Source organism: Citrobacter sp. wls718 (assembly GCF_005280945.1).
GTDB classification, from domain to species: domain Bacteria; phylum Pseudomonadota; class Gammaproteobacteria; order Enterobacterales; family Enterobacteriaceae; genus Citrobacter; species Citrobacter gillenii.
Map to the genome: position 1 here is coordinate 1 of NZ_SZWV01000083.1, position 11703 is coordinate 11703.

14 protein-coding genes and 1 pseudogene are annotated in these 11703 nt (G+C 54.0%); all 15 read right to left on the reverse strand.

The features are described from left to right. Window positions 1-429, reverse strand: a pseudogene (locus FDW95_RS16435) (hypothetical protein); the annotation flags it as partial. An 11-nt stretch (window positions 430-440) separates the two neighbouring features. Then, window positions 441-1025: a putative phage tail protein gene (locus FDW95_RS16440; protein WP_115258388.1), complete on the reverse strand. Its 585-nt coding sequence runs from the start codon at window positions 1023-1025 to the stop codon at window positions 441-443. Further along, on the reverse strand, window positions 1016-2098 hold the full coding sequence (locus FDW95_RS16445) for a baseplate J/gp47 family protein (RefSeq protein ID WP_115258389.1): 1083 nt from the start codon (window positions 2096-2098) through the stop codon (window positions 1016-1018). The genes FDW95_RS16440 and FDW95_RS16445 overlap by 10 nt, the downstream gene beginning before the upstream one ends. A 1-nt stretch (window position 2099) precedes the next feature. After that, on the reverse strand, window positions 2100-2537 hold the full coding sequence (locus tag FDW95_RS16450; protein ID WP_137363550.1) for a phage GP46 family protein: 438 nt from the start codon (window positions 2535-2537) through the stop codon (window positions 2100-2102). Then, a complete protein-coding gene (locus FDW95_RS16455; RefSeq protein ID WP_115258391.1) occupies window positions 2534-3118 on the reverse strand; it encodes a phage baseplate assembly protein V in 585 nt (194 codons plus the stop codon). Before FDW95_RS16455 ends, FDW95_RS16450 begins: the two co-directional genes overlap by 4 nt. Beyond that, window positions 3115-4248, reverse strand: a complete 1134-nt coding sequence (locus FDW95_RS16460; RefSeq protein WP_115258392.1) for a phage baseplate assembly protein — start codon at window positions 4246-4248, stop codon at window positions 3115-3117. Before FDW95_RS16460 ends, FDW95_RS16455 begins: the two co-directional genes overlap by 4 nt. Next, window positions 4241-5674 (reverse strand): DNA circularization N-terminal domain-containing protein, encoded by a 1434-nt coding sequence (locus tag FDW95_RS16465; RefSeq protein WP_115258393.1) that lies wholly within the window; start codon window positions 5672-5674, stop codon window positions 4241-4243. Before FDW95_RS16465 ends, FDW95_RS16460 begins: the two co-directional genes overlap by 8 nt. An 11-nt stretch (window positions 5675-5685) precedes the next feature. Continuing rightward, a complete protein-coding gene (locus FDW95_RS16470) occupies window positions 5686-7644 on the reverse strand; it encodes a tape measure protein (RefSeq protein WP_115258394.1) in 1959 nt (652 codons plus the stop codon). Window positions 7645-7773: 129 nt separating this feature from the next. Beyond that, complete coding sequence (locus FDW95_RS16475) at window positions 7774-8211, reverse strand: phage tail assembly protein (protein ID WP_115258395.1); 438 nt, start codon at window positions 8209-8211, stop codon at window positions 7774-7776. Window positions 8212-8220: 9 nt separating this feature from the next. Continuing rightward, window positions 8221-8577 carry a phage tail tube protein gene (locus FDW95_RS16480; protein ID WP_115258396.1) on the reverse strand — a complete coding sequence of 119 codons (357 nt, stop codon included), beginning with the start codon at window positions 8575-8577 and terminating at the stop codon, window positions 8221-8223. Between the two features lie 9 nt (window positions 8578-8586). Then, entirely contained in the window at window positions 8587-10107 is a 1521-nt protein-coding gene (locus FDW95_RS16485; RefSeq protein ID WP_115258397.1) for a phage tail sheath subtilisin-like domain-containing protein, read from the reverse strand. After that, window positions 10104-10277, reverse strand: coding sequence for a DUF2635 domain-containing protein (locus tag FDW95_RS16490; RefSeq protein WP_115258398.1), 174 nt, complete (start codon window positions 10275-10277; stop codon window positions 10104-10106). The genes FDW95_RS16485 and FDW95_RS16490 overlap by 4 nt, the downstream gene beginning before the upstream one ends. Continuing rightward, complete coding sequence (locus FDW95_RS16495) at window positions 10274-10807, reverse strand: phage protein Gp37 (RefSeq protein ID WP_115258399.1); 534 nt, start codon at window positions 10805-10807, stop codon at window positions 10274-10276. The genes FDW95_RS16490 and FDW95_RS16495 overlap by 4 nt, the downstream gene beginning before the upstream one ends. Then, complete coding sequence (locus FDW95_RS16500; RefSeq protein ID WP_115258400.1) at window positions 10807-11229, reverse strand: phage protein Gp36 family protein; 423 nt, start codon at window positions 11227-11229, stop codon at window positions 10807-10809. The genes FDW95_RS16495 and FDW95_RS16500 overlap by 1 nt, the downstream gene beginning before the upstream one ends. Beyond that, on the reverse strand, window positions 11229-11699 hold the full coding sequence (locus FDW95_RS16505) for an HI1506-related protein (protein ID WP_170973009.1): 471 nt from the start codon (window positions 11697-11699) through the stop codon (window positions 11229-11231). Before FDW95_RS16505 ends, FDW95_RS16500 begins: the two co-directional genes overlap by 1 nt. Window positions 11700-11703: the final 4 nt, after the last annotated feature.

Consider the following 11703-nt stretch of genomic DNA (forward strand, 5'->3'; position numbering starts at 1 on the left):
AGGTGCTCCCGCTCCTAAACCAAGCTTTGAGAGAACGCCTGCAGCGTCAGTCTGCGCAAGCATCTCTCTGGCGAACGCTGTCAGGGCCGTCATGGCGACAGTATTCTTACCGTTGAAGTAAGGCATCTTATCTGCTGACGTTACCAGGGCAGCAATTGCAGTAAGCAAGGCACTGTTTGCCGTCGCTTTCTGGCTGATTGCCTCTTCTATCGCTTTTTGAAGCTGGTTTAAATCCGATTTATCGGGAGTAATACCATAGGCACTGAGAAAGTTGAGAAGCTCTGCCTGAAGGATATTGAACCAGGCAGCCCCCGGATAACTGGCCGGAACGCCACCACCACCCTCAGTAAACCAGCGGGGCGCAGAACTCTGCACCGCACCGACAGGAGGCATGGCGGAAACGCCACTGTTATTGTCTACATGAAACATGTGGTATTCCTTTATTGATAGATATAAATGAATACCTGATGTGCGGGTTTATATTTCTCAAGCAGGCATTCAAGTACGCCACCCGAGTAAACAACCAGCGGTGTCAGGCAATTATCAAGTACGGTTGCATTGCGGTGTTCAATACTGCTTTTTACAATAATATGTGATGTAAAACGGCCGTAAGTTTTCCGCAACCGGGTGAGACAGTTGTCCATACAGGTGGCATACGAGCCATCACTGAAGGATTCAATCTCGATATCGAATCCATATTTAGCAGCCAGGTCGATATAAAATTGACGGTTGAGGCTTCCCACCATTCTGTACTTCTCTGCAGCTGCAGTACGGCGCTCATCAAATGTCTGACCGGCGCTGGTACAATCCGGCAAACCCAGCCATTTTTCCCAGTCATCAAGCAACACCGTTGACTGGTCAGGGAAGCGCTCAGGCAGTAGTTTTTCAATCGTGGCATCATCCAGTTCAGGTCCATCAGCCAGCGCACCGGCAAGCCTGCTTAGCTCTGAACCGGATTCTTTATTCCATGCCAGACCTGTGGGCAGTAACTGCAGAAAGATGCGCTGGAATCGGGTTATGACCATGTGATCGTTCCTGGTACCAGTAACTCATCAGTTGCCGAATAAGTTGGCGATGTGGGTGAAATCAGCTCAAAGTCTGTCAGGCTCTGACTGGCGGCAATTACCCGGATGATACTGGATGTTGTCAACGTGCTGCCAGGATCGCATTTGTTATAAAATAATGACGCCATCCGTTCAGTAATTTCATTTTTCAGAGCATCTGTTTTGGGTGATATTTTGATATTCATATCCAGACGCTTTAATTTCGGTGCAAATACCGTTACGTCAGGACCTTCAGGTTGCCCCTCAATAACACCGGTTATTGGATTCGGGTGCCCGGCAATATAATCGGTCACTCGGGCAATATCAGATGCACCCGGCGCGATGCTGCTGTTTCCATCCATTACAAACGCCACCCCAACAGTGCCGGGTCCCTGCCATGTTGGCAGGCACCACGCACGTGTTACCCCGGCACATTCCCGCGCCCAGCGTTCGTAATCGTATTTATTACCGCCACAAGGCGGATGCTGTGCACGAAATTCCAGACGTGCCAGTAACTCAGAAACAGGTTCAATATCGCTACCGCCGGTCAACCCATTTGTGGCCACAGCATCCGAGGAAATACCCGCTAACGGGGTGACCAGCGTCAGCGCGGTACCTGCCGGAGCATTACCGGCGCTGCCAGAAACCACCGCCGTCACAGGGACATTGACAGACCCGGCGGCTGCAACATTAAAATCAGCTTCCAGTACATAGAGGATATTGCCGGCACGCTGCCAGCGGGTATTTTTGGGAATAGTGCCCGCTGCACTGGCAGTGACCGTAATCGGATCGCTTGCCGGGGTTGGCTGCTTGCGGCGAATTCCCCAGAACTGGCAATGCTTGAGCAATTCAGCCTCATCCGCATCGCCTGGGATAATCTGGCGGTAAGCCCAGGAAATATGCTCATGCAGACCCGCATCAAGGCCAGCCTGTGCACGCGCCAGCACACCCAGAACTTTCTCCTTATTTCCTGTCGCAGCACCGTTTAAACGCTGCTGAATATTACTTTCAGCACGGGCGATTAATTCCGGCAATGTAGGCGATTTATAAGGCATTTTAAATTCCGTTATATTGCGATTTAAAGGTATAAGGAATGACAAAGTCATCAGGTAGCGTGAAAATAATATCCAGCTGCAGCCAGCCGCTTTCGGGCTGACTGGCGTAAACGACAATCTTTTTTACCCGTCCGGCTTCTTTCAGCCATACCAGCGCCTCAAGTGCGTATTCAGCGGCGCGGGTCAGAACCGAGTTGAGCGTTTTTTCACGGGAGAGTAACCACAGCCGTGAGCCAATAGGACGGTCACGGAAGGTATCAGCCCACCATCCCCGGCGATCTGCGTTCTCGCCTGGAATATCATCAGAATCCAGCGCCCGACGATCCGTATGCAGGGAGATAATGACGTCATTCGTGAGGCTGTCATCGGTCAGTATGTCATCGCCGTTCTGCGCGATATCGCCCCGGCCATTAATCCAGGCAAAAGCCAGGTCAGTCATTGCATCTCCTTAGTTAATCCACCGTCGTGTTCCTCATGGATGTGGTGTTTGGTGGACTTACCATCCACGATCACATCAGGTGCAGTTGTCTCACCCTGAAGGTCGGTTTTGCCTTTAACCAATAAATTTTTACCCACCTCAACATCACCGGTAAAAGTGGCTTTTGGCATATCAAACAAACCACGTTCATCGGCATAAACCTCAACCGTTTTACAGGTCACAATGGCCCGGCCATCTTTGGTTAAGCGGATACGATGCCCCTCATAGTGATAAACGCCACTATCACCTGAGACCAGGCCGGTAGGACGATAACGACGGTCATCAACCACCAGAGCAACGGCGGAATCAGTATCACCGCCAAGACTCACCATAATGGCTTCAGAGCCAGCCAGCGGAACGCTAATCTGACCGTATTGCAGAGGGCGCTCAACATCATCCAGTGGACCATCATCCAGACTCGTCACCTGCAGGTTCTGCATCTTGAGGCTGTCATTGACCAGAGTCACCACTGCACGGCCAATCATCAGCCGCAGCCGGCGCATGACGGGAGCGATCAGACGCTGAAATGCCTGTTCACTCATGGTCGTTTCTCCGGGTGCTTGCGGTAATACTCTTCAGCCAGCGCATCCATGCCTCTCTTATCTTCGCCTTTACGTGATTTTTTCGTTTTACTGTCCGGCTCAATCGGTACCAGCCAGCCATCGCGCGGGGTAAGCGTCAGCGTGGTCATGACACCGGTGCGGTCATCCAGCGCCAGGACAACTTTGCTGACCAGAAGCGGTCCGGTGGTAATACTGAAGCGGGAAGCATCGATATCGACCAGCAGGTTAGGCATCCACAGGGAACCATCACGGCGCAGCCAGCCATCTACTTTAGCCTCGAAGGTGCGTGATTTAGCCAGGCGACGACGCATTTCACGTGTCGCGCGGCCACCGGCACCTTTGGTATCCGTTTTGCTGTCAGCAAGGATGATCGTCGGGCGATAGCGCGAGATATATGAATCTTTCACCTCTGCTTTCTGACTGGCGATGTTTTTGGCGCTCTGGTCGTCACCTGCTTTGCCGCTGGCGCGGCCGTGGCCAGCGACGATGTAATCACTGAAGCGGTCACGATCGTCTTCTTCAAACTCCATCTCAATCAGGTTCTCACCGAGGATCAGCTTATCGGTCTGGGTCTCGTCAGCGCGGGTAAAAACCAGATCGCCGGCGGCATTGCTGGTCATCAGAACGCCACGGGCGCGGCTGGCGCGACCCAGTGCCTCATATACGGTCTCGGAATAGTCAAGCGTGAAGGACGGGAACGGCGCAGAAGACTCGCCGTCGGTCAACTCCCAGCGAACTGTCACCTTATATGGTGCACAAAGGTCACGGGCAATCTGCTCAAGCGTCCGGCCTTTCCACTGACGCCCATGGTAGATAGCCGCACAGTCAATCAGGTCAGCGGTTTTATCGCGCCCGGAGATGGTGATCGACATGGAATCGGCCGTCATGTTGCGACGACGGCCATCGAGATAACCGGTAATGACCGTCTGGCCATTAATGGTGAGGGTAAAAGGCTGGCCCGGAGAAAGTGATGATAAATCGGTTTCTGGCTGAACGTTGACACCGAGTTCGAAATAGCCAGAGAGTGATTCGATGGAACGGTTGATGTTGATGGTCGTCCACCCGGCAAAAATCTTTCCTGCGGTGCGTAATTCAACGACGTCAGCCATCAAGGATCTCCAGAGAAACGCCCCCTGGCATCAGGAGCGGATTAGGTATGCTGTTTCGGCGACCAAAGCGCTGCCAGTAAAGGCTGTCACCGGTTTCGCGATACAGGGCAACCAGTGCCGGCTCCGTCTGATTGAGGGTGATGTTGCGTACGTTCGCCAGATGAATACCGCGAGTGCGTAAATCATTGACCACCACAAGACGGAACGTTGCCAGCTCAAGACTGCTGGCCGTAAATCCGGCATCAGAAGCAGCAATGGTGCTGTTATCCAGCATCTGGCCCAGTTCACTGGTAACCCGTTCGATATCAGCCTGGCTCTCAAAGAGTGGAAACGATGCCGGACTGTTCTCTGAGACTACAGAAGTTGAATCGCTCCGGGTGATTCCGGCAACTGAGTCCTGCTGATTTGAGGAAGGTGTGGATACAGAGCTGGCTGGTGTGGTGGTGGTCAGCTCCGGCGTACGTGAAAGGTTGTTGTCAGAGGCCAGCACGTCGGTAAGAACGGCAGATGCGGATTCTGCCTGACTCACCTGTGTAGCTACTGTTGCCACATAATAGAGTGTTTTGATGTTCGATGCAGCGGCCGGATCAAGATGTGCGGTATCCGTACCAGCCTGCCGGCGGTTCAGATTAATGCCAATGCGTTCAAACGCCTTAAATCCAGAGTCATTATCCGTAACAGATGCGATACCGGAAAGTGCGCCCATCAGATTTGCAGCCAGTAATTTTGGCGCATTGACCAGCCGTGTCGCCATCCCTTTTACCTGGGTGACAGCAGACAGCAGTCCGTTAACACTGCCCAGAATACCGACGTTTTCAATTGCACTGGCAATATCGTCATAAACGCCACTGATAGCGTCAGCCACGGCCGTCGCGCCGTCTGTTGCTTCCTGAACTGTCTGCCAGGCATCGGAAAGCGTATCACCCAGCGAACCAAACAGGCTGTCTTTTTTGGCGGTGACTGCAGCTGCGGTATCTGCAGATGGCTCTGGTGCCTCATCTTCTGCGGCCGGATAAACGGTGATCGTGAATTCGTAGTAATTCAGTTCATCTGCCGCGTGGCGACATTCCCATGTTTCAACCAGTACCTGCAGCGTGCCAAAATCCGGGTGTGTCAGCTCCCCCGCGCCGGCATCATCGAGCGCCTCAATCAGGTTTTCTTTGAGCTGCTGAGCATCCTTGCCCAGCAGACATGCAGAGAAGGAAAATTCATGGAGTTTTCGGCCCAGATCAATCGCACCACCTTTATCGCGCAGTGGATATTCGCGTTTGACGAGGCGACGCCCCCCGCTCATGCGTTGATCACGGAAAATCAGGAACGGCACATTACGAAATGTTCCTTTTCCATCTGGTTTGTTATTTTTTAAACCCAGCGCCCCCAGCCCGTCACGGAGAGAGTTCACACTGGCGACTGTACCTTCAAACATGGCTTATCTCATCAGTAAGGGTAAAGGTTCTGACCAGTCCAGACGTTCATGCCCATCCCGTCTTCCTGGATATTGGTGCTGGTTATCTGCAGGCCGTCAGCCAGCTGAATTTTCAGTTGAGCCTGCGCACTGACTTTCTGTTCTGGTGGCGGGGTCTGCGGCTGATTGTTGCCGTCACTGCCAGAGAATTTGGCGTACACGTTGCCAAGCCAGCCGCCGAGATAATCACCCAGCACACCGCCCAGCGTTGCGCCGGCAACCGTACCCATTGGCCCCAGTAGCGACCCCACAGCGCCACCACCCCAGGCACCGGCGGTGCTGCCAATAGCTGACCCTTTATCCTCGGTTGTGGCATTTTCATCCATGAGCGTCGGTGCCATCATAGCCCCGGCCATCAATGGACCGCCGAGGCGGGAGAACATACGACCTGCGCCACGCCCCAGCCAGCCCAGTGCACCGGCACCTTTTGCGGCCACACGGCCAATCGCACTGTTGGCCACCCAACTGCCCGCGCCTTTGATAGCAGAACCTGCGCCAGCAAGCATCGAGCCAGCACCACTGAAGATACGGGAAAACAGACCCGCTTTTGCTGCAGGAGCTGCTGCAGGAGATGGCACAACCGGGACACTGGTGCCACGACCACGGCCGGGACCTCGCTTACGCTTTCCGTTGCCGGCGACAACATCACCACCGCCGAACGACGTCGGCCAGTTGGTCACAAAGACCTGCTGAATGAGTTGTGGGTTGCTCATAATCGGCGGCATGCCTGGTCCACCCGCGCCAGGCTGGTTACGCCCGCGCATCCACCGATAGGCACGGTATGGCGAGGTGGCAACCTGCCAAGTTGGGCGAACGATAGCGCCGCCCATACGAAGCGCCTTGTTCGCCAGCCAGATACCGCCAATGACCTTGGCCATCGTTTTGAGGCTGACAATATTGTCATCCACCCAGCTCAGGGCGTTCTTTCCCATCTCCAGGTATCGCCAGGTCTCTTTTGCGGCACTTTTTATGGTGTCAAAGGCGGTCTGGAAGTTACCTGCCAGCTCATCGGTAAACGTATCAAGACCACTGACACCGTTTGCACCAGGCTTACTCAGTTGGCCATACCAGTCGAGCACGCCTTTAACACGGCCTTTAAGTATCTCGAAAGGCCCTTTATTCATCAGTTTATCGGCAAAATCTTCCCAGACATCGCCCAGCTGTGCAGTCAGGCCCGTCCAGCCATTCATGGCATTCTTTTGAGCGCCTTTTGATTCTTCGCTGATCGCCTGAAAAAGCTGGATAATTGACATAATCCCCAGCTTGCCTTTTTCGCCAGCTTGACGGACCTTTGTGACATCTTTGTTCCATCTATCAGCAAGAATCTGATAAACGTTGATACCGTAGCCAGTAAGCAAGTTTGCATCAGCAGCCGTAATCTGCTGGCGCGAAAACATCTGTTTTAACTGAAGGGAAGCCCCTTGTGCTGCGTTTAAATCCCAGCCTTTTTGCGCCCCCACGTCCTGTAACATGGTTATAAAGTTTTTAGTCTGATCGTCGGACATTCCAAAAGATTTGGAGCTTATAAGTTCCCCAACAACACTCGTTAACCCCCATGTGGAATCCTTAGCATTCTGGATAGCCCACTGCATCATCTCACTAGCGTGTTGCTTATTGCCCTTATACAGAGAACTCATCGCAATACGCTGATTTTCACGCGTGGCGGCAATGCTGATGAACAACTTATTTGCGGTGTAGCCGAGGCCGGCAATCGTTGCACCGCCGGCTGTCAGCATGCCAAAGGTACGGGTTGCCGAGGAGCCCAGGCGGTCAATGGAGTTTGATACGCTGGCGACGGAATTGCGCAGACCGTTCATCGCCGTCTGGCTGCTGCGAGCCATTGAGGAGATGTTCCCGGAGAACTGGCGGGAACGCTGGGCAATGTTGCCCATTAAATCAATAATGATTGAGGCGCGAAATTGCCCGGCCATGATAATTACCTTTTAAAGAGGGTTTCAGCCTGCTTGCAGTGCCGGAAAAGGCGGGAGAGCGGAAGAGAAAGGGCCCATTCCGGGCCCCCTTTAAGCATGACACCGACCGCTACAGCCGCCTGTTCAATCTCATTCCGACACTGCAGCCACTCGCCCCCGTTCAGGGGTCATCGCGGCAGCCTGAGCAACATCACGTAAATCGGTCGCCAGTGAGATACGATGAAAGTCACGTTGGGACAGCTTTTTAAGCAGAACCAGCGACAATGGCCCGTTAATCACGCCCACTTTTGCAATCTGCCGGCGTAACATCTCCAGTCCCATCTGAGACGGTGAACTCACCAGCTGCGGACCCGCTTTAGTCTCAACAACACGCTCAGAGGCCATTTGCGCATCAATAATGTCGCCGGCTGTGAGTTCGCGGAACGAAATATCATGCTGCATTTCCATCTCTTCCCCGACACCATACGGAATACCATCAAGCAGGCGGAAAGTGCCATGCTTCAGGGAATCAAGGATTTCCTGCTGAAAATCTAATGCTTCCTGTTCAGGGCTTTTAAACTCGGTCATGATGACTCCTTACGCAATACGTTTGCTGGTTTTAGCGGCGAGTTTAATGGTGATTTCACCGTCGCTGTTTTGTGGATCATCCGTCTGCCAGGCGTTTGGCATCATCCAGGTTTCCCCTGTGTCGGCCTTAAACTCTGCTGTGACATCAGTCCAGTTGATGACTTCATCCAGACCAATACCGCTGCCACCGGGAATTTTGCATTCAAGCGTGGCTTCACGCGGTGTCGCTTTATAGCCATACACGCGACTGCCTTTTACGGTTTCACGACTGTCACCTGCTGGCGTAAAGGTACTACCCGACAGCGTCTCGAGTTCCAGTCCGTTGACACGGATAAAAGCGACGCCCTGGCGTTGATTTCCTGCCATATTCCCCCCTTAGAGAATGAAGCGGATCTGTTCTGCGAAGATGCGGAACTGGTTAATGAGGTTCGGCCCGGCCAGCACATCAACCCGGTCACGATCGCTTTTGTTGCGCACCACGTAGAGTTCGTCTTTAAAGGTGGTGAAGTCTTCCACCAGACCGGCTTCCTCCCACTCGGTAAACAGCGCCAGCAGCTCCGTTTTGATAATCAACGGGGTCACCACCGGCTGACCCGGCGCGAAGTTCGTACCGTCGTCAGCCAGCTTATGACGCGGGAATTTCTGCGTAATACGTACGCGGGTCGAATAGCGCAGATAGCTCAGAGTGGCGATGGTCTCAACGTTGAGATAAGACGGGTCGGGATCACCAAAGCTGTTTGTGCGATACGTGGTGATAAGCCGCTCAAGCTGAACCTGGCCACCATCGTTGACGGTAAACGTGCTGATACCGTCAAACAGCAGGCCATTGCGCTCAGGCCAGGTGAAGAGGTCGGTCTGAACAGGAGGCATAAGGTTGCCGACAACCAGCGTCTGCAGCGGTCGTGCCGGGTCAATACTCAGGGACGCAGCTGCTACTGCAGCAATACTGCTGCACCAGAAATACTGAGGTTGCGGCGTCGCTGGGGCGCCAAGGCAGCACAGCAGATGATCGTTACGACTCAGACCGAAGGTCGTCAGGCTCCCCATCGGACCGTGATAGCTGGTGAATGCAATACCATCAGCCTGATTAATCGGTCCCCAGCGTTCAGTCAGTTCTGTACGCAACAGGTTGAGGTTCGTCGGGTCGGTATAAGGCATGACCAGATATTTGAACTGCAAATCACCCATTGCCGCGACAGATGCTGACAGGTCCGGGTTGCTGTTGGTGTCAGCCGGGTACGTCACGGTAGCCACAATGCCGCCAGGCGTCATTTCCTGATCGTAATAATTGAAGCGTGTGTCCGTCGGGCAGGAACGGCCGAGGAACTTAGCAGATAACTTCACATCGGCATGAGTCGGGTCAGCGCTCGCGCCGCCGCTATCGGGAACAACGGTCGCCGTCACCGGCAGATCGTATTTTGCATTAATCAGGTCAGCCAGACTCTGGGCAATGTCAGCACCTTTATCCCCGGTTTTAACCGTGGTCGGGATGCGTGTGCCTGCGACATACGTCACCAGCGTGCCGTTCTCAGTGGCCGTGCCGCTCAGCTTAACGGTGGCAGCATCGGGAACACCCGTACCATCACCCTGGGCGATGCAATACAGCTCAGCAACACGATTAAGCTTCAGGAACTCCGTCACCATCAGGTGGATCATCGACCCCTGACCAAATGCAGCAGCGGCCTGAGATGGGGAATAAATACGCGTCAGCGTATTGGCAGGTACAGAGCCAACCGGCTTCTGATTAACGTCAGAGGCTCGCTGGCCGAACATCAGAACACGCTGACGTGGTGCAGGCGTGCCGGAAACGGCGTTGCTGTTGTTGAACTCGATATACGCCAGAGGGACGCGAATTGCACCGCCAGCAGGGATCGAATCAAAAGAGATATCGCTCATTTCGCACCTTTCTTAGTGGCTTCTACCGGGAGCACGTCGCCATCTTTGAGGCGGCGCAGCCAGAAACTGGTTTGCGGCTTGGTCTCACCGTCTACGGCCAGCAGCTTCATGGTCTGCGGGTCGCGAACAGTGCGGCCGGGAGCCGGCTTAATCTTCAGCACATCAGTCATGGTTGTTTCTCGTTTACGTTGATATGTGCCTCAAAAGGCGGTGTACCGCCTGGCTGTTTCCACGTCTGCCAGTGGCGTTCGTAGTCGTCCAGAGCGCTGAGATCGATGCTAGTATCGATGGGCGTAGTGCCGCTGAAATAAAGGCCGTAAAGCGCACAACCCGCGCCGCTCTGGGCATCGGTGTATAGATTCTGCCCCTTGGTCAGCTTCATGCCCGTAGTCGGGCCGAACGTCTTCCAGTTAATACCTGCCACCAGGCGCTCAATAATCTGGTAGATACCCAGTCGGTTACCTTCACGTCCGTTGAGCATGCTGGCACAGATATAAAAGACCCACTGACTTTCAACCTCCCGGGAGGTTCGGCCGGGACCGCAGCCAAGCCAGGCAACATGCACTGATGGTGGTGTGAGCAACATCCGTTTAATAGCGACATCATTCCAGGTGCCCGGATGGGTATCAATTGCCCTTAGCGTCTGCCCGAATAACCCTTTAACGGCATTCAGCAATTCAGTTTCGGTGTCGCCGATCATCAGATAAATCCCTGCTGTTTACGGGAAAAAACAGGGGCATCTGAGATAACCTGAACCAGATTTTCGCCCTCAGGTGCGCTGCCAGCCGTATCAGTACCGAGCGGAATTTTTCCGTCCCGGACACCTTCCAGCCAGCGAATAGCATCTTTATAGCGCTGTGTGGCCTGTTCGGTAGCCTGCATATCCATCATGAAATACCAGGCAATAACGCAACAAACCTGCGGCAAGGTGGCGGGTGCCACTGTCAGCGGCAGGGTATAGCGGGCGACAATGTAGCTGTCCATCATGGCAGTCGCATCACTCAACGCCGTGACAATCACAGTGTCATCCGGCATACCGCTATCCGTTTTGGATGAAGTCAGACGATCAAGGTTGCTTCGCTGATAGCGGGATGTCATATCCGCGACAGTGGCGTAGGTCATTATGCGTCTCCGGCCTGAGAGGCAAGCGCCACTTTTAGCTGTTCACCGGTGATGCTCTCACCGAGCGCAGCACTGACCACTGCCACTTTGGGGGAACCCGCAGAGGTGAAGTTGTCCGGGTCGTTTTTATCCAGCCCGGCAACGGCCGCAATAATACGCAGGGTGAGCTGTTGCGCATTCAGGACATCAGTATTCAGCTGACTGCCCACGCCCACGTTGTCCACGGCCCCTGGTTCTTCCTCGTCCGGTACTGGCGAACCAGATACGATTTTGAGGACGCTGTCGCCTTCGAGAATCCGCACTTGCGCTTCAGTGACACCCACCAGGTGGTTTTCACCACGGGTGAACGGGATGCCGGCACGACGGTAAACGTCCCGGTAACATTTGACCACCAGGTTGAAAAGCTGATTGCCAGCTGTTTCGCGAGCCGGTGAAACGCCATCAATACCTTGTTTAAGTTCTTCTGACATGACA